The organism is Rhizobium leguminosarum bv. viciae USDA 2370 (assembly GCF_002008365.1).
Lineage (GTDB): Bacteria > Pseudomonadota > Alphaproteobacteria > Rhizobiales > Rhizobiaceae > Rhizobium > Rhizobium leguminosarum.
On sequence record NZ_MRDL01000001.1, the window covers coordinates 65670 to 88623 of the forward strand.

General features: G+C 61.3%; 21 protein-coding genes. 11 read left to right on the top strand and 10 right to left on the bottom strand.

Annotated features, from left to right (window positions below; all coding sequences use genetic code 11):
- Positions 1–1074, bottom strand: a complete 1074-nt coding sequence (locus BS629_RS00335; protein WP_026188806.1) for an ABC transporter substrate-binding protein — start codon at positions 1072–1074, stop codon at positions 1–3.
- A 217-nt stretch (positions 1075–1291) separates the two neighbouring features.
- On the opposite strand from BS629_RS00335, the gene BS629_RS00340 reads away from it, so the two are divergent.
- The 5 genes from BS629_RS00340 to BS629_RS00360 all read left to right on the top strand — a co-directional run bounded on the left by BS629_RS00340 (position 1292) and on the right by BS629_RS00360 (position 6499).
- Positions 1292–2077 (top strand): IclR family transcriptional regulator, encoded by a 786-nt coding sequence (locus BS629_RS00340; protein ID WP_018246869.1) that lies wholly within the window; start codon positions 1292–1294, stop codon positions 2075–2077.
- 402 nt (positions 2078–2479) lie between these two features.
- Positions 2480–3832, top strand: a complete 1353-nt coding sequence (locus BS629_RS00345; RefSeq protein WP_018246867.1) for an LLM class flavin-dependent oxidoreductase — start codon at positions 2480–2482, stop codon at positions 3830–3832.
- A gap of 10 nt (positions 3833–3842) precedes the next feature.
- Entirely contained in the window at positions 3843–4694 is an 852-nt protein-coding gene (locus tag BS629_RS00350) for an ABC transporter permease (protein ID WP_018246866.1), read from the top strand.
- A 41-nt stretch (positions 4695–4735) separates the two neighbouring features.
- A complete protein-coding gene (locus BS629_RS00355; protein WP_018246865.1) occupies positions 4736–5719 on the top strand; it encodes an ABC transporter substrate-binding protein in 984 nt (327 codons plus the stop codon).
- Between the two features lie 9 nt (positions 5720–5728).
- A complete protein-coding gene (locus tag BS629_RS00360) occupies positions 5729–6499 on the top strand; it encodes an ABC transporter ATP-binding protein (protein ID WP_018246864.1) in 771 nt (256 codons plus the stop codon).
- Positions 6500–6589: 90 nt separating this feature from the next.
- On the opposite strand, the gene BS629_RS00365 is transcribed toward BS629_RS00360, so the two are convergent.
- Positions 6590–8404, bottom strand: a complete 1815-nt coding sequence (locus BS629_RS00365) for a chloride channel protein (RefSeq protein ID WP_018246863.1) — start codon at positions 8402–8404, stop codon at positions 6590–6592.
- A 197-nt stretch (positions 8405–8601) separates the two neighbouring features.
- On the opposite strand from BS629_RS00365, the gene BS629_RS00370 reads away from it, so the two are divergent.
- Positions 8602–9036, top strand: a complete 435-nt coding sequence (locus BS629_RS00370; RefSeq protein ID WP_018246862.1) for a MarR family winged helix-turn-helix transcriptional regulator — start codon at positions 8602–8604, stop codon at positions 9034–9036.
- 35 nt (positions 9037–9071) lie between these two features.
- On the opposite strand, the gene BS629_RS00375 is transcribed toward BS629_RS00370, so the two are convergent.
- The 5 genes from BS629_RS00375 to BS629_RS00395 form a co-directional block, all read right to left on the bottom strand.
- Complete coding sequence (locus BS629_RS00375) at positions 9072–9980, bottom strand: homocysteine S-methyltransferase family protein (RefSeq protein WP_018246861.1); 909 nt, start codon at positions 9978–9980, stop codon at positions 9072–9074.
- A 120-nt stretch (positions 9981–10100) separates the two neighbouring features.
- The gene (locus BS629_RS00380; protein WP_018246860.1) at positions 10101–10790 is read right to left on the bottom strand and encodes an ABC transporter permease; all 690 of its coding nucleotides are present in this window, start codon (positions 10788–10790) and stop codon (positions 10101–10103) included.
- Positions 10791–10802: 12 nt separating this feature from the next.
- A complete protein-coding gene (locus tag BS629_RS00385) occupies positions 10803–11528 on the bottom strand; it encodes an ABC transporter permease (protein WP_018246859.1) in 726 nt (241 codons plus the stop codon).
- Positions 11529–11539: 11 nt separating this feature from the next.
- Complete coding sequence (locus tag BS629_RS00390) at positions 11540–12313, bottom strand: transporter substrate-binding domain-containing protein (RefSeq protein WP_026188805.1); 774 nt, start codon at positions 12311–12313, stop codon at positions 11540–11542.
- A gap of 47 nt (positions 12314–12360) precedes the next feature.
- Complete coding sequence (locus BS629_RS00395) at positions 12361–13140, bottom strand: ABC transporter ATP-binding protein (RefSeq protein ID WP_018246857.1); 780 nt, start codon at positions 13138–13140, stop codon at positions 12361–12363.
- Between the two features lie 163 nt (positions 13141–13303).
- On the opposite strand from BS629_RS00395, the gene BS629_RS00400 reads away from it, so the two are divergent.
- The 5 genes from BS629_RS00400 (at position 13304) to mctP (ending at position 17831) form a co-directional block, all read left to right on the top strand.
- Positions 13304–13768: an Lrp/AsnC family transcriptional regulator gene (locus tag BS629_RS00400; RefSeq protein WP_018246856.1), complete on the top strand. Its 465-nt coding sequence runs from the start codon at positions 13304–13306 to the stop codon at positions 13766–13768.
- Positions 13769–13870: 102 nt separating this feature from the next.
- Positions 13871–15256: a two-component system sensor histidine kinase MctS gene (gene mctS, locus BS629_RS00405; RefSeq protein WP_018246855.1), complete on the top strand. Its 1386-nt coding sequence runs from the start codon at positions 13871–13873 to the stop codon at positions 15254–15256.
- A complete protein-coding gene (mctR, locus tag BS629_RS00410; RefSeq protein WP_018246854.1) occupies positions 15253–15897 on the top strand; it encodes a two-component system response regulator MctR in 645 nt (214 codons plus the stop codon). Before mctS ends, mctR begins: the two co-directional genes overlap by 4 nt.
- A 271-nt stretch (positions 15898–16168) precedes the next feature.
- Positions 16169–16366, top strand: coding sequence for a DUF3311 domain-containing protein (locus tag BS629_RS00415; RefSeq protein WP_018517713.1), 198 nt, complete (start codon positions 16169–16171; stop codon positions 16364–16366).
- Positions 16356–17831: a monocarboxylate uptake permease MctP gene (gene mctP / locus BS629_RS00420; protein WP_018246852.1), complete on the top strand. Its 1476-nt coding sequence runs from the start codon at positions 16356–16358 to the stop codon at positions 17829–17831. Before BS629_RS00415 ends, mctP begins: the two co-directional genes overlap by 11 nt.
- Before the next feature lie 90 nt (positions 17832–17921).
- Here the strand turns inward: mctP and BS629_RS00425 are convergent, their stop codons facing one another.
- The 3 genes from BS629_RS00425 to BS629_RS00435 form a co-directional block, all read right to left on the bottom strand.
- Entirely contained in the window at positions 17922–19883 is a 1962-nt protein-coding gene (locus BS629_RS00425) for a HAMP domain-containing methyl-accepting chemotaxis protein (protein WP_018246851.1), read from the bottom strand.
- A 528-nt stretch (positions 19884–20411) separates the two neighbouring features.
- A complete protein-coding gene (locus BS629_RS00430; RefSeq protein ID WP_018246850.1) occupies positions 20412–21482 on the bottom strand; it encodes an LLM class flavin-dependent oxidoreductase in 1071 nt (356 codons plus the stop codon).
- 58 nt (positions 21483–21540) lie between these two features.
- A complete protein-coding gene (locus BS629_RS00435; RefSeq protein WP_018246849.1) occupies positions 21541–22917 on the bottom strand; it encodes an LLM class flavin-dependent oxidoreductase in 1377 nt (458 codons plus the stop codon).
- Between the last annotated feature and the right edge of the window lie 37 nt (positions 22918–22954).

Genomic DNA, 22954 nt, shown 5'->3' on the forward strand with positions numbered 1-22954 from the left:
TTACTTGGTGGCAAGCAGCTTGTCGAAGAGCGCCTTGTCGTAGTCCGAGTAGATATAGCCGTCAGCCGGGAACTTGTCGGCCCGTGCGAGGTAGCTGCCGATCGTGCTGTCGTCGATGACAGGCAGCGGCACCTTGACGAAGGCCGGAACGTCCTTGCCTTCCAGCGCCTGCACAGCGGTGTAAACGGAAAGCGCGCCGAGCCAGTTGGGCTGCATGGTCGCCCAGCCCTTCAGTCCCTTCTCCTTCCAGAGCTCCAGGAACTGCCTTGCGTTTTCGCCTGTCGTCGGCACCTGGTCGCGGCCCTGGCGCTCGAAGGCGAGCACCGAGCCGGCCGACAGGGCGCCGCCGAGCGACAGCACGCCGTCGATTTCCGGATTGGCGAAAAGCAGGCTGGTCATCGCTTCCTGTGCCGGGGCGACGTTATATTCCGTATTCGTCTCGGTGATCACCTGGAGACCGGGATTGGCATCGAGGACCGGCTGGGCGCCCTTGCGGCGGTCGTCGCTCACCGAAATGCCGGCCGGGCCGTTCATGATGATGATCTTGCCCTTGCCGCCGAGCTGGCCGACCATCCACTTGGCGGCGGTCGCGCCCCATTCGTTGGAATCGGTATTGATCTTCGCCGTCACCTTGTCGGTGTTGACAAGGCTGTCGAAATTCACGACGGCGATGCCCTTGTCGCAGGCGTCTGATATGACACGGTCGAGCGCGTTGGAGGAACCGGCGATCACGACGATGGCATCGACATTGGCGTCGATCATCGACTGGATATGCTGGATCTGCGTCTGGGCGTTGCCCTGCGCGTCCGTGATCATCAGGTCCTTCACAAGGCCCGCCTTCTTCAGCTCCTCCACTTCAGCCGTGATGGTGCCTTCGGTCTGCTTCATCCAGGTCGGCACCGAATAGATGTTCGCCCAGCCGATCGTATAGGGCGCCTTCCTGTCACCCTTGATGCAATTTGCGGCGGCTGAGGCCGTGCCGGCCGAAAAGACGAGGAGTGCCGCAGCGGCGGCGGCACCCGCAAGAAGGCGGCGGCGCAGCGAAGCGGAAATGCCGTTTTCAAGATTCTTCATGTTGATCCCCTTTTTTGTGTGCGGCAGCGTTGACGGCTTGCCATCTATGTCCAATATAATGTACATGTGATCTATATACCGGACGAGGCGATCTTATGCCGATTTTTTTACCTCGCAAGAGGGGTGCAAAAATTTCATTCGCGATGAATGACGGATCGATTGACAGATGCGGCAGACGGCTTGAAAAGCTTGGCCGGACAAAAAAGGATCGACAGCAATGGATGCAGTTCAGGACGAAGCAGCCGGCAAGCGCGCCCGAGGGCTCGACCGCGCCTTCGAGATCCTCGATTTCCTGCGCCAGAAGCGGCAGGCCTTGAAGCCGAACGAAATCGCCGCACAGATCGGCGCACCGCGCTCGTCGGTTTACGAGCTCGTCAACCTGCTACTGCAGAACGGCATTCTGGAATTCACCGGCGGCGAGGGGCGTGTCTATCTCGGCCGCAAGCTGTATTTCCTCGGCGCAGCCTATGAGAACCATTTCGACTTCACCCGCGAATGCGAGGCGGCGCTGGAACAGCTTGCCGACGAGACGCGGGAGACGGCGCAGTTCTGCATGCTGGATGGAAACAGATACACGGTCGTTCGCATGCGCGAAGGCGCACGCCCCTTCCGCATTTCGACGGATGTCGGGCAGTCGGTGCCGATCCCGTGGACGGCCTCGGGCCGCCTGCTCGTCGCGCATCTGTCGGATCAGGAGATCCTGACCTTCATTCCGCCGCAGGATTTCCGCCTGCCGAACGGCGAATGGCTCGAGCCGCAAACCTTCATCGCCGAGGTGCGCCAGGCCGAGCGTGAAGGTCTCTTCACCTTCAACAGCATCGTCGACAGCTTCACCCACTGTTTTGCCGTACCGGTGCGGGGCGAGGAAGGTCATGCCGCCGCAACGCTCTGCCTCGTCACGCCGCGCGACGATGGCATTGCCAACCGCGACCGCTACCTCGACTGCCTGAAGAAGGCGGCCGCCGGCCTCGACCATGCCCCGACCCGGCCGAAACGAGGCTGATGCCTGAGTACATCAAGGCATCGATGTCAGGTGGCACGGATGCTCGTGCTTAGCCGGCATTCAATTCCATGCTCGTCAATCGGATCATGCTCGCTCCGGCGGTGCTGCGGCGGGCACGGGACGCTAAGAAGAACTAGCCCATTGTCGTCCCAGCCGGGGCTCTTCGCCACGCCTGCAGATCCCGCTTGCCGGCCCGCGCTCGCATACCCCGGAGTAGCCACACCGATCGTTGATTTCCGATTTCACGCCAATCCGGGAAATCTATTCACTCTTCCTCCGAAACTATGAAATTAAGTTTCTCTATAAAATTAATAGAGAACGTATTTTAGCAGTCCAACAGCCAATTTTATACTTGGCCTTGGGGAAGGCCGAGCTGTTGACGGCAAACGGAGAGGACACGAAATGACACGGAAAATCAGACTTGGGGCATTTCTTCCCGGTGGCGGACAGCATGTTGCTTCATGGCGGCATCCCGACCAGCCGGCCGATGGCGCGACCAGTTTCGAGTTTCACAAACGTCTCGCTTTGACGGCCGAGCGCGGGCTCTTCGATGCCTATTTCCTGGCCGACGGACTGGCTGTCGGTTTCGGTGGAGCACGCGAAGGCGGCAACGCCCGCGTCGCCGGCTTCGAACCGGTGACGCTGTTCTCCGCTCTTGCGCCTTTCACCACCCATCTCGGCTTTATCGCCACGTCCTCGACCACCTACGAAGAGCCTTACACGACCGCCCGCAAGTTCGCCTCGCTGGATCTGATCTCGGAGGGCCGTGCCGGCTGGAATGTCGTCACCACCACGGGCGACCTGACGGCGCGGAACTTCAACCGCGATACGCAGCTTCCACATGCCGACCGATATCGCCGCGCTGCCGAGCATGTCGACGTTGTCCGCAAACTCTGGGAAAGCTTCGAAGATGACGCGTTCATACGCGACAAGGAATCCGGCGTGTTCTTCGACCCGTCGAAGCTGCACGATACGGACCACCGCGGCGAGCACTTCAACGTGCGCGGTCCGCTCAACGTCTCGCGATCGCCGCAGGGGCATCCCGTCATCGTCCAGGCCGGCCAATCCGAAGACGGACGCGGGCTCGCCGCAGCAACGGCCGAGGTCATCTTCACCGCCCATCAGCATATCGAAACCGCCCAGGAGTTCTACCGGGACATCAAGGCACGCGCCCGTGGTCTCGGCCGAAACCCCGATCACATCCTCGTCATGCCCGGTGTATCCGCTTTCGTCGGCAGGACCGAAGCGGAAGCGCGCGAGAAATACGACCGTCTGACCTCGCTCATCGTCGAAGAAGACGGGATCGGCCTCCTCAATGGGCTGACCGGCGGCACGCTCGACCTGCACGGTTATGACCTCGACGGGCCTCTGCCGCCCGCGCCGCCGACGGAAGGCATGAAGAGCCGCCAGGCCCTCATCCGCCAGATCGCCGACGAAAACAACTTCACCATTCGCCAGCTCTATCAGTGGATTGCCTCCGCCCGCGGTCACTACACCATCGTCGGAACGCCCGAACAGATCGCCGATACGCTGCAGAAATGGTTCGAGAACGAAGCTGCCGACGGCTTCAACATTCTGCCGCCCTGGCTGCCGACAGCGCTCGACGATTTCGTCGATCTGGTCATCCCGGAACTGCAGCGCCGCGGCCTGTTCCGGACGGCTTATGAGGGCAAGACGCTTCGCGAAAACCTCGGCCTGCCTTTCCCGACCAATCGATGGGCTGCAGGACGTGCCGCTCTCCAGGCAGCAGAGTGAGGAGCGGTCCATGTCTTATGAGATCAACCAGACTCTTCCGAGAAGCTTCGGCCGCCTGAAGAGCAGCGAAAGCAATATTTCCCCTCTCGCCTCGCATGTGCGCGGCGTGCTCGCATCGCTTTTGCCGCGTTATGGCCTTCTCATCGGCTTCCTCGTGCTCTGGCAGGTGTCGAGCACCAGAGGCTGGGTCAATCCCGCCGTCTTCCCGCCCTTGAACATCATCCTTTCTGCTCTTTGGACCAATCTTGCCAACGGTGCACTGCTGGATGATATCGCCATCAGTCTGCAGCGATCCGGAACCGCCTTTGCCTTTGCCGTCGTGATCGGCATTCCGCTCGGCCTGTTCATGGGCCAGGTTCGTGCTGTGGAACAGGCGCTCGATCCGATCCTGCAGCTCTTCCGCCAGACTTCGGCGCTCGCGCTCTATCCGGTCTTCATCCTGCTGCTCGGCCTCGGCGAGACATCCAAGATCTTCGTGATCTTCTGGGCGACGCTGTTTCCGGTCCTGCTCGCCACGATCAGCGGCGTCAAGGAGGTGGACAAGAAGCTCATCGAGATGGCGCGGACCTATGGCGCAGGATCGCTGACCATCTTCCACCGCGTCATCCTGCCAGCGTCGGTGCCTGCGATCTTCGTCGGCCTGCGTCTTTCGGCGACAACTGCGCTTCTCCTGCTGATTGCCGCCGAGATGATCGGCGCCAACAAGGGCATCGGCTTCCAGGTGATGAACGCCCAGTACAATTTCCAGATCCCGCTGATGTTTGCGGCGATCCTTCTGCTCGCCTTCCTCGGGCTTGCCGCCAATGCCTTGCTCGTTTTGCTGCAGCGCCGTCTCTGCCGCTGGTCTCAGCCGAGCCGCTGACCTGCTTTCACCGAATTTCCTCCTCCGAAAAGGACCACCAAATGACATTCCATCCCCGCCACATCCTTCTGCCGGCTGTGATCGCTCTCGGTCTTGCCACGCCGGCCGCAGCCACCGATACGGTGAAGCTGCGCTACCTCGCCAGCCAGGGCGGTCTTGCCGCCCATGAACTCGCCGCCGAACTCGGTTATTTCGACGGCACGGGCATCACGCTGGAAAATGTCGGCTATGCCCAGGGTGGCCCGACCTCCCTCATCGCTCTCGCATCCGGTGATGTCGAGATCGGCAGCGCAGCAACCTCCGCCGTCCTGAATTCGATCATCGGCGGCAATGATTTCGTCGCCGCTTATCCCTCGAACGGCATCAATGATGAGGTGCAGTCGACCTTTTACGTGCTGGAAGACAGCCCCATCAAGGGTATCAAGGACATCGCCGGCAAGAGCATCGCGGTCAATACGCTCGGCGCGCATCTCGACTATACCATCCGCGAGGCCTTGCATTCCGTCGACCTGCCGACGGACGCAGCCAATCAGATCGTCGTTCCCGGGCCGCAGCTTGAGCAGGTGCTGCGCTCCAAACAGGTGGATATTGCCGCCTTCGGCTATTGGCAGACGACCTTCGAGGGGGCCGCGCTCAAGAATGGCGGCCTGCGCGCGATTTTTGACGATACCGACGTGCTTGGAGACATTGCCGGGGGCTTCGTGGTACTGCGCCGCGATTTCATTCGCCAGCATCCGGAGGTCTCGAAGATTTTCGTCGAGCAGTCGGCCCGCGCCCTCGACTATGCCCGCGAACATCCTGAGGAAACCAAGAAGGTCCTGGCCAAGGCCCTCAGCGAGCGCGGCGAGAACGCTAATATCGCGCAATACTTCCGCGGCTATGGTGTGCGCGCCGGCGGTCTGCCGGTCGAGCGCGACATCCAGTTCTGGATCGACGTGCTGGTTCGCGAAGGTAAGCTGAAGCAGGGCCAGCTTGCGGCCAAAGACATCCTCTTTACCGCCGATGCCAAGCCGGCAAGCAACTGAGGAATGGTGATGAGCATCGCTGAGGACACGCGCCGCGGAGAAGTGACGATCCGTCACCTCTCCAAATCCTACAGGTTGAACGGGGCACCTCTACAGGTTCTCAGGGATGTCAACCTCCACGTCCGCTCCGGCGAAAGCCTCGCCATCGTCGGCCCCAGCGGCTCGGGCAAGACAACCCTGCTCAGGGTTCTGGCCGGTCTTGAGGATTCCGACACGGGCGAGGTTCTCGTCGATGGCAAGGCAGTGCGAGGCGTCGGCGCAGAGCGCGCCGTCATCTTTCAGGAACCGCGCCTTCTGCCCTGGCTGACCGTGCTCGACAATGTGGCCTTCGGGCTGAAAACAAGAGGTCTGTCGCGTGAGCAGGCGAGGGGACGGGCGCGCCATTATGTCAAGCTCGTCGGCCTGCAGCAGTTCGAGGCGGCCTATCCCCGGCAGCTCTCCGGCGGCATGGCCCAGCGCGTCGGCATCGCCCGGGCTCTGGCCGTCCAGCCCGAGATCCTGCTGCTCGACGAACCGCTCGGCGCGCTCGACGCAATGACCAAGATCGGCATGCAGCAGGAACTCGCACGGATCTGGCGCGATGAGGATGTGACGACCATCCTCGTCACCCACGATCTCGAAGAGGCGATCTACCTGGCCGACCGGATCCTGATCCTGCCACGGGAAAAGGGCGGCGAGCCGCGTCTGATCGAAATCGATCTGCCCCGTCCTCGCGACCGCAGCGCACCGGATTTCGTTCGACACCGCGAAGAGCTGCTGAACCTGTTCGGACTGCACTGAAGTCTTCAGGCGTCAGCGCGCGCCGCATGGGACCTGATCCATGCGGCGCGCGGCAGTAGCAGTAGCGATGCGGAGGACGCCCGCGGAACGCTATTGCAACTTGCTCCTCGCTCCGGCGGTGAGATACGGCCGCCGATCCAGTTCCGCCGACCTGTAGGAACTGCGCAGCCGCAGCAGATCCTTGCGGGCGATCAGGCCGCACAATTTCCCTGAGGTCGGATCGACGATCGGAATGCGTCCGTCGCCGGTCGACAGCATCAGATCGGCGATGAATGCGACCGTATCATCCGGATGCCCCACCGGAACGGAATCATCAGTCACGTTTTCCGCAAGCGTCTGACTGGCGAGGTCCGGATTCCCCTGCCAGAGCAGAGCGTCGGCTCTCGATACGACGCCGGCTAGCCTGCCTGCTGCATCGACCACCGGATAGATCCGGTGCGTTTTCTGCTGAGAGGCGAAGAAATCGCACGCCTCTCCCACCGTCATGGTGACGGGAAGCGTGTCGACATCGCTGATCATGATCTCCGTTGCCCGGGATAGTTCGAACGGGTCGACGCCGTATTCGCGGGTGATGTGCTGACCGCGGCGCGCGATCTTCTCGGTGAGGATCGAGCGGCGCAGCAGAAGGACGGTGACGGCATAGGCCACCACGGTTGCGGCAAGCAGCGGAACGAGCGCGCTGACATCGCCGGTGATCTCCATCGCAAAGAAAGTGCCCGTCAGCGGCGCGCGCATGGTTCCCCCCATCATCGCCGCCATTCCGAGCAGCGCCCAGAAGCCGGGATCGTTGCCCGGCATGAGAAGGCCGACCAGCCATCCGAGAGCACCGCCGAAGATGAGAAGCGGCGCAAGCACGCCGCCCGAAGTGCCGGACGACAGGGCAAACAACCAGATGACGGTCTTCACCAGCAGGATCGACATAACAGCCGGGGCGAGCAGCCGGTTGTTGAGCAAGCCATCGATGATGTCGTAACCGACGCCCATTGCCCGCGGCTCGATCAGACCGCCGAGGCCGATAACGAGACCGCCGAGCATCGGCCACCACATCCAGTGGATCGGCAAGGTTTCGAACAGGTCCTCGATCCGGTAGAGCAGTGTCGTCAGTAATCCGGATTGCAGGCCTGAGATGATGCCCATCGCCGCACAGGCGAAAATCCCCCACCAGGGCAAGTCTACCTGGAAGTGGGTCGGGAACAGCGGGCCGGTGCCGAACAGCAGCGGGCGCCAGCAGATCGACACGCAGGCGGCGACGGCGACGGGAATGAAGCTGCGCGGTTTCCATTCGAACAACAGCAGTTCGACCGCCAGCATGACCGCGGCAATCGGCGAACCGAAGATCGCCGTCATGCCTGCAGCCGCGCCGGCGACGAGCAGCGTCTTCCGCTCGGCCGCACTCATGTGAAAGAATTGTGCGAAAAGCGATCCGATCGCACCGCCGGTCATGATGATCGGCCCCTCGGCGCCGAACGGACCGCCGGTTCCGATGGAGATCGCCGACGACAGCGGCTTGAGGACCGCGACCTTCGGCGACATCCGGCTGCCGCCGATCAGGATCGCCTCGATCGCCTCGGGAATGCCGTGGCCGCGGATCTTCTCCGATCCGAAGCGAGCCATCAGTCCGATGACGAGACCGCCCAGCGGCGGAACCAGCACCACCCATAGCGAACGCGGAACGGCAGCCAGAGAGGCGGGCTGGATGCCGATCTCTCCGAACCAGATGACATTCGTCACCAGCGCGATGAGGCTGACGAGACACCAGGCGGCAAATGCGCCGGCGGTGCCGACAATAATGGACATGCCGACCAGCAGGAGGACCCGCCTGTCGGTGGTGAAATCGCCGGCCTCGCGCCGGGAAAGGCCGCCGGTGAAATCGTGCGGCCGGTTGCTTGGTTGATGCTGCGCCATGGAAGCCTCTGCTACGCGGAAATGGTACGCTTGAGGGGCGTCAATATATCGTGATACGATATAAATCAATGGATGAAATCATGCAGACGAAAATGTCTCAGTAGATGCCTCCCTTGACCGGTTGTCGGGTGCCCCTCTATTCGAGATGGCCGAATGGCTGCCGACCATGGCAGCCGCTGAGGCAGAGGAGAAGAGCTTTGAAGAAGACCGCGCCGCCGCTGAGACAGGAGGATTACGAGGCTCTCGCCGACCTCAGATTCGCGCTTCGCCAGTTCATGGACTTCAGCGCCTCTGCCGCCCATTCGGAAGGGCTGCCCGTACAGCAGCATCAGGCCCTCCTGGCGATCAAGGGACAGCGGGGCGATGCCATGACCATCGGCATGCTAGCCGAGCGGCTGATCATCGCGCCGCACACGGCGACCGAACTTGTCGGGCGGCTGTCGGACGCGGGACTGGTCGAACGTCATGCCGATCCGGCCGACAGGCGCCGCCAGACGATTCTGCTCACTGACAAAGCGGACGAGATGCTGACGCGACTGAGCGCCGTCCACCTTTCAGAAATAAAGGAGATGGCCCCCAAGTTGATCGAGCTTCTCCTCGAACTCCAGAAGACGGCGTCAAACGCCAAATGACAATTGCGACATAGCCGAGTTCCCGACGTGCCGCTTTAACCCAAAAGCGTCTTCCTCAAGCGATGGATATGGGCGGCGCCAATGCCGCAACAGCCGCCGATGATGGTCGCGCCGGCTTCGGCCCAGGAGCAGGCATAACGCGAATAGGCGTCGTCATTCAGATCGGCGCGGGTATCGTGCAGGCCTTCATTGGCGGCTGCGTCGCCTGTTTCCCCTTCGAAGGCATTGGCATAGACGCCGATTTCGATGCGAGCATCCATCTTTCGGAAGACCCGGGCTGCCGTCTCCACAGCCGCCTGCATGACTTCGGGCTTGCTGCAATTGAACAGCAGAGCTTCAGCGCCCGATGAAACCGCCCAGGATGCCGCATCCTCGACCTTTTCTCCGGAGCGAAGCTTCGGTTCGCCGCCACTGATGGCTGCCTCGTCATCCGCCAATGTGAAGGAAATCCAGAACGGCTTGCCTGATGTCGCCACCGCCTTGCGGACGGCCTCTGCCTCGGCGATCAGGCTCAACGTCTCGCCGAGCCATATATCGACGAAGGGGCCGAGGTTCTCGACAAGCACCTGGAGATAATCCTGCACCCGCGAAGGCTGAAAATTCTGCGGCTCATATGAACCGAAGATCGGCGGTAGCGACCCGGCAACCAGCACCTTCCGATCGGTAACGGCATCCGCCGCCTCGCGCGCCAGGCGACCGGCGAGACGGATCAGCGCCGGCCCTTCCTTCCGGAACCGATCCTCGCCGATGTGAAAGGGCACGAGCGCATAGCTGTTCGTCGTAACGACCTCAGAACCGGCGGCGATAAATTCCCGGTGTACCCTACGGACGATATCCGGTGCATTGATCAGCGCCAATGCCGACCATTCCGGTTGTTTCAGTTCGGCACCCAGCCGCAGCAGCTCGCGGCTCATGCCGCCATCGAGAATTCGCGTCGTGCTCATGAAGCAGTCTCCATTCAGTCTGTCGCGCCGTCATCGGCGGCGGGCTTTTCATAACAAAGTGGGCGAGGTGCGCGTGGTTCGTGCGCCAGGGAGTTCATGGGCCGGTCCTGTTCCGTCGGCCTAGCGGCGAACCGGCACCTGCGCTTCGAGACCTCGAAAGACGCGGGCGATCACTGCTGTCAGCGCGAGATAGAAGAGGGTGACGACCAGCAGCGGTTCATAGACGAGCAGCGTGTCCTGCCGAACCTTGTTTGCCACGGCGTAGAGATCCATCACCGTCACCGTAAAGGCGAGCGGCGTCGCCTTGAGCTGCATGACGATCTCTCCCGCAATCGTCGGCAGGGCGATGCGAATGGCGCGCGGCAGCCAGATGCGGCGGGTCAGCATCCAGGGCGACAGGCCAAAGGCCCGGCCCGCTTCGAGTTCGCCCTTGGGAACGGCAAGCAGCGCGCCGCGCAACACCTCTGCCTCATAGGCTGCGTAGTTCAGGGTAAAACTGACGGCCGCGAAGAAGAAGCCCTCGCGCAGGATCGGCCAGAACAGGCTCTGGCGGATGCCGGGGACCATCGGCAGCAGCGAGCCAACCCCATAGTAGAGAAGCCACAGCTGTATCAGCAGCGGCGTGCCGCGAAAGAAGGTGCAGTAGCCGCGGGCGAGCAGCCGCGTCAGTCTGCCGCCGCTGACCTGCGCGAAGGCGAGGCCTATGGCGATGACGAAGCCGAACACCACCGAGATTACCAGCAGGCAAACAGTCTGCCAGGCGCCGGTCAGAAGCAGCGGCCAGTAGGAAGAGATCCAGGTGAAATTCATGGGGCGCTTTCTTCAGGCAAGACGCGGCTGCCCCCGCCGTACCCGTCCCTCGATCAGTTTGAAGACGACGTTGGAAACAAGAGTGATGGCGAGATAGAGAAGGGCCGAAGCAAGGAAAAAGACGAAGTAATGCTTGGTGCTTGCCCCGGCAAGACGGGTGGCGAGCGCCAGTTCCTGGTAGCCGACGACCGCGACCAGCGCGCTGTCCTTGGTGACCGACATCCAGAGATTGGCAAGGCCCGGCAGCGCGTTCGGCAGGAGCGCCGGCAGCAGGATCCGTCGGAACCTCAACACCGGCCCCATGCCGAAGGCCTTGGCCGCCTCGATCTGGCCGACGGGAATGGCGAGGATTGCGCCGCGCAGCACCTCCGTCATGTAGGCACCCTGGACGAAGCCCAGCACGGCAACGGCCGCGACGAAGCCGTTCACATTGACCGGTGGCAGCTCCAACGCGGCGAGCAGCCGGTTGAGGCCATCGGTGCCGGCATAATAGAGCCCGACGATCAGGATCAGCTCGGGAACGGCGCGGATCAGCGTGGTATAAAGATCGAGCAGCAGGCGCAGTATGCGATTGCCCGAAAGCTTTCCAAGCGCGCCGCCCGTGCCGAGCAGCAGGCCGATCGCGAAGGCGCAAGCCGAGATGGCGACCGTGGAGACCGCGCCTGCCAGAAGAACGCCGCCCCATCCCGGAGGATAGGGAGACAGCAGGTCCAGAATACCTTGTTGCGTGGTCGCCATCGTTGAGCTGCTTACTTCGCGCCGTAGATGTCGAAATCGAAGTACTTCTTGTTGATGGCGTCGTATTGGCCACTGGCACGGACGGCGGCGATGGCTGTGTTCAGCTTGGCTTTCAGTTCCGTGTCTTCCTTGCGCAGGCCGCCCGAAACGCCAGCGCCGAGAATCTCCTTGTCGTCGGCAACGTCGCCCATCTTGGCGCAGCAATCCTTGCCGCCATCGCTTTTGAGGAAAGCGTCAAGTGCCAGTGAATCGCCAAAAACATAGTCGATACGGCCGGAGGCGAGGTCCTGAAAAGCCTCATCGAGCGTCTGATAGGTCTTTTCCTCGGCAGCGTCGGCGAAATACTTCTTGTAATATTCCGACTGGATCGTCGACACCTGAATGCCGATGGTCTTGCCCTTCACGTCCTCGGCAGTGGCGCCCGGTTTCTGGTCCTTGGGGCCGATCAAGGTGCTCGGTGTGTTGTAATATTTGTCGGTGAAGTCGATCACCTTCGAGCGTTCCGCGGTGTTCGACATCGACGACCAGATCACGTCGAACTTCTTGCTCTGGAGAGCCGGAATGAGACCATCCCAGGAAATCTCGACGATCGAGCATTTCTCCTTCATCTCCTCGCACACAGCGTTCATAAGGTCGATCTCCCATCCCTGCCATTGGCCGGAGGCGTCCTTGGCGAAGAAGGGTGGATAGGATTCGTTCATGACGCCGAAGCGGACTTCGGCCTGTGCGGTGACGGCGGAAAGCGCTAGCGCTACACCGGCGAACAGTGTGGGGAGCAGTTTCATTCGCAGGATTCTCCTGGTTTGTGTTGTCGATGATAGATCGATGCGCATCAGTGGGCGCTGAGGCCGGTGAATTCCCGGCAGCGGGCGCTGACCGGCGCCCCGAATATCTGCTCCGGCGAGCCTTCCTCCTCGATCCGTCCCTGATGCAGGAAGAGAACACGGCTGGAAACATCCCGGGCAAAGCGCATTTCATGCGTGACGATCAGCATGGTCCGGCCTTCTTCCGCCAGATCGCGGATGACCTTCAGCACCTCGCCGACCAGTTCCGGATCAAGCGCCGATGTCGGCTCGTCGAACAGCATGACATCAGGATCCACGCAGAGCGCTCTGGCAATCGCAGCACGCTGCTGCTGACCGCCGGAGAGGAAAGCGGGATAGGCGTCGCGTTTATCGAAGAGCCCGACCTTGTGGAGCAGGGCCTCAGCCTTTTCGATAGCCTCGCGCCGCGAAATGCCCATGACGTGTACCGGCGCCTCAATGACGTTTTCCAGCACCGTACGATGGGCCCAGAGATTGAAACTCTGAAAGACCATCCCCAATCCGGTCCGTATCCGCTCGATCTGCCGCCAGCTGCGCGGCTGCAGCCGGCCGCCCCGCCCCATCTTGAGCGCGATTTCCTCGCCGTTTACGGCAATGCGGCCACGATCAGGCGTTTCCAGGAAATTGATGCATCTGAGAAAGGTGCTTTTGCCGGAGCCCGACGAGCCGATGATCGAAATCACATCGGACTTTGCGGCCTGCGTCGAGATACCCTTGAGAACCTCTTGCGAGCCGAAGCTTTTATGGAGATCTTCGACGCGAAGAGCAGGAAAGGGTTGATCTGGCATGCATGGTTCCGGCTGAATTGAATTTGCGAAGGATAATGATAAAATAACGCGGTTTTTTCGCGCAGTTTTCGTCTATTCTGCATATTTTATGCAAAATAATCTTCCTCGTGCGGCAAGTACGGCAGAATGCGCGAATTGTTGCGGCGAGAACTAGGACTGGACAATGGAACAACTCGATCGTTTTGACCGCGACATTCTCGATATCGTTCAGCGCGACTGCCAGCTGAAAGCCGAAACTATCGCCGAACGGATCGGACTGTCAGTCTCGGCCGTGCAGAGGCGGCTGAAGCGGCTGCGCGAAGAAGGGATCATCAAGGCGGAGGTGGCCGTCGTCGACCGCAAGGCGACGGGCACAGCGATGGTGTTCATCGTCGGGATGGAGATCGAGCGGGACAATTACGACGCGCTGGCCAAGTTCCGCCTCTGGGCTGAGAAGCAGGATCACATACAACAGGTCTATTATGTCACAGGCGCGGTCGATCTGATTGCGATCGTCACCGCCCGCGACGTCGAGCATTACGACGACATCGCTGCGCTGATCATGGCTGACAATCCGCAGATCCGCCGCATGCACACGAATGTCGTTCTGCGCGACGTCAAACTCGGCCTCTTCGTCCCGCTGGAATAGCGCAGACGCGATGGCTCCGCCGGCATTGGTTCCGACAAGCCGCTGGACTCGCATTTGACAAAGGGCATAATTCCGGGCGCAAATTCTCGGGAGGAATGATCGTTGACGTTACGACACCAGATCATCGCATTGGCGATCGTTCCGCTCGTCATTTCGATCCTTGCGATCACCACCTTCATCACATGGCAATCGGCAAACCTCGCCAAGAACAGCATCGACACGTTCGAGCAGAACATGCTGAAGACCAAGGAAGCCGAGATCCTCAACCTGACCAATCTTGCCCTGTCCGCCATCCAGACGATCTATGACAATGCCGGTTCTGATGACGAAGCCGCCAAGCAGCAGGTGGCGGCGATCCTGACCTCGCTCGATTACGGCAAGGACGGATATTTCTTTGTCTACGATTACGACGGCAACAACATCGTCCATCCGCGCCAGAGTTTCCGCCATGGGCATAATTGGCTCGACCTTACCGACCCGGATGGCGACAAGGTCATTGCCGAACTGATCGCCACGGCAAGAGCGGGCGGGGGTCTGCATCAGTACAAATGGCAGAAGCCATCGACCGGACAGATCGCCGACAAGCTCTCCTTCGTCGTCAGTCTCGACAAATGGCACTGGGTCGTCGGCACCGGCGTTTACCTGGATGACGTCTTTGCCCAAAGTGCCGCCGCCAACGCCGGGATGCGCGCCAACATAAGACGGACCTTCGTCATCGTCGCGCTGATCGCCGTGCCTTCGGTGCTCGTCGTTTTCACGACCTGCATGCTGCTGACGTTCCACGAGCGGCGTATGGCCGACAGCCGGCTCAAGGCGCTGACACAGCGGGTCATCGATACGCAGGAAGAAGAGCGCGCACGGCTGGCGCGCGAGTTGCACGACGGCATTTCCCAAAATCTCGTCGGCGTGCGCTATGCGATGGATCTTGCCGGCCGTAAAGTCAGAACCAATGTCGACGATGCGGCTGTCACCATTGACCGCGGTGTCGAAGCGCTGAACAGCGCCATTAAGGAAATCAGGCGGCTGTCGCACGATCTGCGCCCGCGCGTGCTGGACGACCTCGGCCTGACGGCTGCTCTCGAGGCGCTGTGTTATCATTTTGCCGAGCGGACGGGGATCGAGACGAAAATCGACGCTTCGGGCTTCACCGACACGCTGAAGGCCGAAGCCAATACCGCGCTTTATCGCGTCGCACAGGAAGCGTTCAACAATGTCGAGCGGCACTCGGGCGCCTCCCGGCTTACGGTCAAGCTCTGGAGCGACGGCGGCCGGGCCCGCATGACTATCACAGACAACGGCAGTGGCTTCGACGGCATCAAGGAGGGGGTCTCCGGCAGATCAGGTCTCGGCCTGCGCAACATGCAGGAGCGGATGGCCCACTTCCGCGGCCTGCTGTTGATCAACAGCAGCGAGACCGGGACGACGCTGACGGCGATGATGCCGAAATCGGCCAATCGTCCCGCCGACCAGCAGGCTGAAGCCGCATGACGGAACGCCCGAAAATCAGGGTGCTCTTGATCGACAATCATCCGCTGGTACTGGACGGGTTGAAGGCCGTGCTCGAAACATTCGAGCATATCGAAGTTGCCGGAACGGCCGGGCTTGCTCAAACAGGTCTCGAGATCGGCCGGCAAGTCCTGCCGCAGGTCGTGCTGATGGACATCAACATGCCGAAGCTGAGCGGCATCGATGCAATCGAATTGTTCAGGAACGAACTTCCCCAGGCGCGGGTCGTGATGCTCTCCATGCATGACAGCCGCGAGTATATTTCCTCCTCGGTCATGCATGGCGCTGCCGGTTACATCCTGAAGGACGTTTCGACCGACGAGATCGTCTCGGCCATCGAGACCGTGGCAGGTGGGGGGACATATTTCTCGTCCGGCGTGTTCGACGCGCTGATGGGCGAACGCGCCGAGGAGGGGAGCGATCCGCTGACGCCGCGCGAACGCGACATTCTCGGGCTGATCGTTGCCGGCAGGAGCAATAAGGAGATCGCCGACGTGCTCGGGATAACCTCCGCCACGACGGAAACCCATCGCAAGAACCTCAAGAGGAAGCTCGGCATCACGACCACGGCGGGCCTCATCCGCTACGCGCTCGATCACGGCATCGTCTCGAAAGTCGGGTAAATCTAGCCTACCCACTTCTGGGTAGGCTCCGGCATTTCGGTGGCGCGCCCATCTTGTGAGGACAAAATCAACGCCATAGGACTCCATCCACGGCTGGCCAAGTGCGAGCCGTTGGGAGGAATTCACATGTATTACATCAGCTTTCGATCGGTCGAAAAACCTCAAGCGACCCGAACCCGGCCTGCCGCGGCCGCCGGCTGACAGACCTGCCTTCCACGCCGACAACTGGAACATGGCGACCGCCGTCGCGGCGCCTGAAAGGTATTCCGACATGGAAAAACCACGTAGCAAGGCAGCGCTGTGGCTGCTCATCATTCCGTACATAGGTCTGCTCTGGCCGCCCTTCTACAATGTCCGCGAGCCGTCGCTTTTCGGCTTTCCGTTCTTTTACTGGTATCAGCTTCTCTGGGTGCCGATCACTGCGACGCTGACCTGGATCGCCTATCGGAGCACCCGCCATGACGACTGACATCAACGGCACGGCGCTTGCCGTCTTCATCTTCTTTTTCGCGCTCGTCACGGTCATGGGCTTCGTCGCCAGCCGCTGGCGCAAGCCCGAAACGCTGGCCCATATCGATGAATGGGGCCTCGGCGGACGCAACTTCGGCACCTGGATCACCTGGTTCTTGGTCGGCGGCGATTTTTATACCGCCTACACCGTGATCGCCGTCCCGGCGCTGGTCTATACTGTCGGAGCCTACGGCTTCTTTGCGCTGCCATACACCATCGTCGTTTACCCCTTCGTCTTCATGGTCATGCCGATGCTGTGGAAACGCGCCAAGGATTTCGGCTATGTAACGGCTGCCGACGTCGTTCACGGTCAATACGGATCGCGCAGTCTCGAACTCGCCGTGGCGGCAACGGGCGTCATCGCCACCATGCCGTATATTGCCCTCCAGCTCGTCGGCATGACGGCGGTCCTGAAGGCGCTCGGGCTGCATGGCGAGTTGCCGCTGGCGATCGCCTTCATCGTGCTGGCGCTCTACACCTACTCCGCGGGTTTGCGCGCACCGGCGCTGATCGCCTTCGTCAAGGACATCATGATCTATATCGTCGTGATCGCGGCCGTCGCACTGATCCCGTCGAAACTCGGAGGCTACGCCAACGTCTTCGCCTCGGCCGATGCGGCCTTCCAGGCCAAGGGTTCCGGCAACCTGCTGCTCGGCGGCAATCAGTATGTCGCCTATGCCACGCTCGCTTTGGGTTCGGCGCTTGCGGCCTTCATGTATCCGCATACGCTGACGGGCATCTTTGCCTCCAACAGCGGCAAGACGATCCGCAAGAATGCGATCATGCTGCCCGCCTATACGCTACTGCTCGGCCTTCTGGCGCTGCTCGGCTATATGGGGCATGCCGCCAACCTGAAGCTCGACAGCGCCAATGACGTTGTTCCCACGCTGTTCAAGACGCTGTTTTCAGGCTGGTTCTCCGGCTTCGCCTTTGCGGCGATCGCTATCGGCGCGCTGGTGCCGGCAGCGGTGATGAGCATCGGTGCCGCCAATCTCTTCACCCGCAATTTCTGGAAAGCCTATGTCGACCCCGGCGTCAGCGATGCGGGTGAGGCCAAGGTTGCAAAGATCACCTCGCTCGTGGTGAAGATCGGTGCGCTTCTCGTCATCATCTTCCTGCCGACGCAGTTCGCACTCGACCTGCAGCTGCTCGGCGGCATCTGGATCCTGCAGACGCTTCCGGCGCTGGTCTTTGGCCTCTATACCAATTGGTTCCGCGCACCCGGTCTGCTTGCCGGCTGGTTCGTCGGCTTCGGCGGCGGTACTTTCCTCGTCTGGGATGCCGGTTGGAAGCCTTTGCATCTGATCAGCCTCGGCGGCGAACCCTTCACCGTCTACACGGGACTCCTGGCGCTTGCGGCAAACATAGGCGTTGCGGTTGTTGTCAATGCCCTGCTTCCAGTCAAGGCTCCGGCTCGGGCATAAGATTCAAATGCGAAGGGCAGCAAACGCTGCCCTTCGCAAAATCATGCCGCTTTGGCGTTCCAGCATAGACTGGAGGGAAATCAGGGCGACTTAAAACTCTTCCCAATCGCCGGCCAATGCCGCATTCCCATTCGTCTGGAACGACTTACTCACTTTGGCAACCATCTGGCGCGCAGGCGAGGGCGCCGGTTGAGCATGTGGCGCCGCGGCAGCGGGCTGCGCTACGCGCTTCGGTGCCACCGCTCCGCCAATGTTGAACTGGCCCAGCAGCTGGAACAGCGCGTCGGCTTCCTTGGCCAGGTTGTGGGCGGCCGCTGTGGCTTCTTCCACCATGGCGGCGTTCTGCTGCGTGCCCTGATCCATCTTGTTGACAGCGGTATTGATCTCTTTCAGCCCCGTCGCCTGCTCTTGCGAAGCGCCGACGATGGCCCCCACATTGCCGTCGACCTGCTGTACCTGCTCTGCAATCTCTTTCAGCGCCTTTCCGGTCTCGCCAACCAGGGCAACGCCGCTTTTCACGTGGCCATTCGAAGCGTTGATGAGTTCCTTGATTTCTTTTGCCGCCTTGGCGGAACGTTGCGCCAGCTCGCGCACTTCCTGAGCGACGACGGCAAAACCCTTGCCTGCCTCACCGGCGCGGGCGGCTTCGACGCCGGCATTGAGCGCAAGCAGATTGGTTTGGAACGCGATTTCATCGATGACGCCGATGATGCTGCCGATTTCGGTGGCGGAGGATTCGATCTTGCCCATGGCATCGACCGCATCCCGAACGACGCTGCCCGAGCGCTCCGCACTGTCCTTCGTCTTGCGAACGAGTTGGCCGGCTTCCTGAGCCTTGTTGCTCGAGTCGGCAACGGTGGTCGTGATCTCTTCCAGGGCAGCGGCGGTTTCCTCGACGGAGGCTGCCTGCTGTTCGGTCCGCTTGGCGAGATCGTCGGAGGCGGAGCGGATTTCCTGTGCACCGGCCGCGATGGCGCTGGCGTTCTGGGCAACCTTCTGCATGGCGGCACGGAGCTTTTCGACTGCAGAATTGAAGTCGGCTCTGAGCTTTTCGAGAGAGGGAATGAACGGAGTGCCGATCTGCTGTGTGAGGTCGCCGTCAGCCAGCGCCTGCAATGCATCGCCAAGCTGGCCGACAGCCTTGTCCGTCTGCTCGGCAAGGGTGCGGCGTTCATCGGCATCCTGTTCGAGGCGATGCCGCTCCGACACGGCTCTCTTCGCCTCGGCGTCAGCTTCCCGTTCCGCCTTTGCTGAAATTGCGTCGCGCAGCCCTGCTACCGCCCGTGCAAGCTTGCCGATCTCGTCGCCCCGCGCTTCGAGGCGACGATCGCCATCAAGATTGCCCTCGGCCATTGCTTTCAGCGAAAGCTGAAGTTTTGCCAGCGGGCCGACGATCGTGCGTGCGGTGACGGCGGCGGCAACCAGTGAAAGAACAGCCGCAATGCCGAGCGCGGTCAGCGCCAATGGCTTGAAGCCGCTTGCCGTGCTGCGAACCTCGCCGCCAATCGATTTGTTCAGCGCTTCCTGATAGTCGATGAATTTGTTGATGGCGCCAAGCCAGGCAACGAAGGCCGGTCGAGCCTGTTCGAGCAGGATCTTGCGGGCGGCCTCGCCGTCGCCCTTCTCCTGCAGTGCAATGATCTGGGCGACCAATGGATTGGTCTTCGCCTGGATGTCTGCAATCTCACCGAGAATGGTCTTTTCCTGTTCCGTCGCACCGGCCGGAGAGGCGACCATATCCGCCATGCGCTTTTCATTCTCGGCGTAAGAAGCTGCCAGCTTTTCGATCAATGCCTCGGCGGTCTTCCGCTCATCGGCAGACGTCACCAGAGTGACGTCGCGGATGGCAATCGCCCGATCATGCACGCTGCCGCGATAGTTGATAGCAAACCGCTGCTTCACGCTGTTGACGTCGTTGATGGTTCCAAGCTTATCGTTGATCTGCGCAACTTTTTCCGTCGAATAGGTGGTCAAGCCGACCATCAGCAATAGGAGAACGCTGAAGCCAAGCGCCAAGCGCGCCACAACCCCGAAACTCATGGTATTCTTCATATGCACTCTCCCCTCGCGGTGAGGTTTGTTGGAAGGATGTCTCGCAGCCAGGATTGCTTGTCATATCTCGTTCGAATGCCGAGCCTCGGTATGTCTCCGAGTGCATTCCGACAGGCACCCCTGTGCCCGGAATCGCGCTTGAGATACGGAACATCCGTCAAAGCAATAAAAGCCGATTTCATGCGAAGTTCGGGTGCCTGACCCGCCATCATGGCGGAGGTGACGAGCCTAAAGAACGTCGCCCCGATGTCTAAAAAAAATTAGAGGAATTTATTTTAGAGAGTGTAAACGGAGCCGACGGAGCATGCTATATCGCCATATCTGGATAGCATTTGCGCTTTTCGGACGGACTATTTGAGGAGCGCTCTCCCGGTGGTTGCGAAATCCGCGGACTCCCCTGCGCAACAAGGCTCTGCGGCTTACCTGCGACTACGCGACGCCGTCCTGGCATCGGGCCGTGATTTGCTGAAAGGTCTCGGCAACGGCATGAATTGCAGCTGCGGTGCCGGAGCGTCGGCGCTTCCGGCTTTAGCTGCGTAGCAGCGGAAGTAGCTGATCGCCCTGCCGCTTGATTTCGGAGAGATACGGCGTGTCGGACAGCACGAAATGGGTGATGCCGAGATCCTGGTATTTGCGCAGCGAGCGGGCGACGTCTTCCGCCGAGCCGACCAGCCAGGTGGTGCCGGCGCCGCCGCCGCCGAACTTGCCCGGGGCGGTATAGAGGTTGTCGTCGAGGACGTCGCCGCGCTCATGCAGATCGAGCAGCCGCTGCTGGCCGACGGCGAGCGCGCGCTGGTGATCGTGCCAGCCGCTGCCCTTGCTTCTGGCCATCTCGGCGACCTTCGCCTCGGCATCGGCCCAGGCCTGTTCGGTGGTGTCCCGGACCAGTGTCGTTATCCGCAGTCCGAATTCCAGCGGCGGGAGGTCGCGGTCCAGCTCCCTGCTCAGCGCCTTGAGCCGCGCGATCCGTTCGCGGACACCATCGAGCGGCTCGCCCCAGAAGAGCTGGACATCGGCCTCGGTGGCGGCCACCCGCTCTGCCGCTTCCGAGGCACCGCCAAAATAGAATTTCGGGTGCCGACGATCGCCGCGGACCTGGATGCGCGGCACCACGGTAGAGTCGGCAACCCGGAAGTGCTCACCCGCCGAAGTGACATTGTCCTCGGTCCACAGTCTGCGGACCAGCCGCATGAACTCCTTGGTGCGGCCGTAGCGATGCGCCTGATCGCCCTCGCTGTCGCCGTAGGCAGCCAGATTGTCCTTGCCCGACACGATGTTGATCCGCACCCGGCCGCCCGTCAGGTGGTCCAGCGTCGACGCCGCGGACGCGAAGTTTGCCGGTCGCCAATAGCCCGGGCGGATCGCAATCAGCGGCTCGAAGGTGGTGGTCCGGGCGGCAAGTGAGGCCGCGACGGTGAACGTGTCGGGACGGCCCCAACCGGTGCCGATGAGCGCGCCCTTCCAGCCATGTTCCTCCAGCGCCCTTGCGTGGCTGGTCAGCGTATCCAGGCTGTTGTGGTTCTCGACAGCGGAATCGCCGCGATGACCGGCTTTGACGTCGTTGGGAATATACCAGAGAAATTCGGAATTATTGCTCATGCATGCTGCAGTTCTGTGTGATTGGAACAAGGAAACCAGGGGGAAGCCCCCTGGGAAATCATACGGCCGCCTGCACCTTTTGCTGCTGCCCCGCCTGAACCACAAAGCCATTCGGCGGGCGCTGAAGGCCCAAGTTCTCCCGCAGCGTCGTGCCTTCATATTCGTGCCGGAACAGACCGCGCTTGCGCAGGATCGGCACGACCTGATCGACGAAATCGGTCAGAGCGGTGGGCAGGATCGGCGGCATGATGTTGAAGGCGTCGGCCGCACCATTCTCAAACCAGCTCTGCATCGCATCGGCGATCTGCTCGGGCGTTCCCACAACCGTCCGATGGCCACGAGCGGTGGCGACCGCCAGATAGAACTGGCGCAGCGTCAGATTGTTGCGCGAGACCAGATCGGAAACCAGCTTGAGGCGGCTTTTGTTGAGTTCGGTATTTTCAGGCAGGGGAGGGGCGGGATCGTCCAGCGAGTAGCCGGAAAGGTCAACTCCCTTGTAGTGGCGGGCAAGGATATTCCAGGCGATGGAGGGATGAACGAGCGATTGGATATGGTCGTAGTTCGCCTGGGCTTCCGCTTCCGTCCCGCCGAGAACAGGGAATATGCCGGGACTGATCAGCAGTTCGTCCGGCCGGCGTCCATAGCGGGCCAGCCGCCCTTTGACGTCGGAATAGAATTCCTGCGCATCCTCGAAGGTCTGGTTGGCGGTAAAGATCATCTCGGCCGTGCGGGCGGCAAGTTCGCGCCCCGGTTCGGATGCCCCGGCCTGCACGATAACAGGATAGCCCTGAACCGGACGGCCGACGTTGAGCGGACCGGCCACCGAGAAGAATTTGCCCTTGTGATCGACGAGATGCACCTTGTCAGGATCGAGATAGACCCCGCTTTCCTTGTCGCGGATGAAGGCATCGTCCTCATAAGAATCCCACAGGCCCTTAACCAGGTCGACGAATTCCTCGGCCCGCTCATAACGATCGGCATGGGCGGGATGGCCTGCGATTGAAAAATTCTTCGAAACATCCGCGCCTGTCGTGACGACGTTCCATGCGGCGCGGCCCTTGGAGATATAATCCAGCGACGCGAACCTGCGGGCGAGGAGGTAAGGGTCCTCGTAGGTCGTCGATGCCGTGGCGACGAAGCCGATATGTTTGGTCACCTGGGAGAGCGCGGCCCAAAGGGTCAGAGGCTCGAAATGCGCGCCCTGGGCGGTGCGGCGAAGCGCTTCCGGGTCCTTGGCGCGGTCCCATCCAGCCGGACTGTCGGCGACGAAGACGAGATCGAATTTGCCGCGTTCGGCGGTCTGCGCAAGCTCGCGGTAGTGATCGATATTGAGGCCGGCATCGGCCTGCGCCTCCGGATGACGCCAGGCGGCAATATGATGGCCGGTCGCCATGATGAATGCGCCAAGCCGCATTTGCCTTTTCGATGTGCTCATTGGCTTATCTCCAGATCAAACTGAACTGTTGCGGATG

Bases quoted from the DNA above. Each gene is read 5' to 3' on its own strand.
- BS629_RS00335 (WP_026188806.1), bottom strand. From the start codon at position 1,074: ATGAAGAATCTTGAAAACGGCATTTCCGCTTCGCTGCGCCGCCGCCTT.
- BS629_RS00340 (WP_018246869.1), top strand. From the start codon at position 1,292: ATGGATGCAGTTCAGGACGAAGCAGCCGGCAAGCGCGCCCGAGGGCTC.
- BS629_RS00345 (WP_018246867.1), top strand. From the start codon at position 2,480: ATGACACGGAAAATCAGACTTGGGGCATTTCTTCCCGGTGGCGGACAG.
- BS629_RS00350 (WP_018246866.1), top strand. From the start codon at position 3,843: ATGTCTTATGAGATCAACCAGACTCTTCCGAGAAGCTTCGGCCGCCTG.
- BS629_RS00355 (WP_018246865.1), top strand. From the start codon at position 4,736: ATGACATTCCATCCCCGCCACATCCTTCTGCCGGCTGTGATCGCTCTC.
- BS629_RS00360 (WP_018246864.1), top strand. From the start codon at position 5,729: ATGAGCATCGCTGAGGACACGCGCCGCGGAGAAGTGACGATCCGTCAC.
- BS629_RS00365 (WP_018246863.1), bottom strand. From the start codon at position 8,404: ATGGCGCAGCATCAACCAAGCAACCGGCCGCACGATTTCACCGGCGGC.
- BS629_RS00375 (WP_018246861.1), bottom strand. From the start codon at position 9,980: ATGAGCACGACGCGAATTCTCGATGGCGGCATGAGCCGCGAGCTGCTG.
- BS629_RS00380 (WP_018246860.1), bottom strand. From the start codon at position 10,790: ATGAATTTCACCTGGATCTCTTCCTACTGGCCGCTGCTTCTGACCGGC.
- BS629_RS00385 (WP_018246859.1), bottom strand. From the start codon at position 11,528: ATGGCGACCACGCAACAAGGTATTCTGGACCTGCTGTCTCCCTATCCT.
- BS629_RS00390 (WP_026188805.1), bottom strand. From the start codon at position 12,313: ATGAAACTGCTCCCCACACTGTTCGCCGGTGTAGCGCTAGCGCTTTCC.
- BS629_RS00395 (WP_018246857.1), bottom strand. From the start codon at position 13,140: ATGCCAGATCAACCCTTTCCTGCTCTTCGCGTCGAAGATCTCCATAAA.
- BS629_RS00400 (WP_018246856.1), top strand. From the start codon at position 13,304: ATGGAACAACTCGATCGTTTTGACCGCGACATTCTCGATATCGTTCAG.
- mctR (WP_018246854.1), top strand. From the start codon at position 15,253: ATGACGGAACGCCCGAAAATCAGGGTGCTCTTGATCGACAATCATCCG.
- BS629_RS00415 (WP_018517713.1), top strand. From the start codon at position 16,169: ATGGAAAAACCACGTAGCAAGGCAGCGCTGTGGCTGCTCATCATTCCG.
- mctP (WP_018246852.1), top strand. From the start codon at position 16,356: ATGACGACTGACATCAACGGCACGGCGCTTGCCGTCTTCATCTTCTTT.
- BS629_RS00425 (WP_018246851.1), bottom strand. From the start codon at position 19,883: ATGAAGAATACCATGAGTTTCGGGGTTGTGGCGCGCTTGGCGCTTGGC.
- BS629_RS00430 (WP_018246850.1), bottom strand. From the start codon at position 21,482: ATGAGCAATAATTCCGAATTTCTCTGGTATATTCCCAACGACGTCAAA.
- BS629_RS00435 (WP_018246849.1), bottom strand. From the start codon at position 22,917: ATGAGCACATCGAAAAGGCAAATGCGGCTTGGCGCATTCATCATGGCG.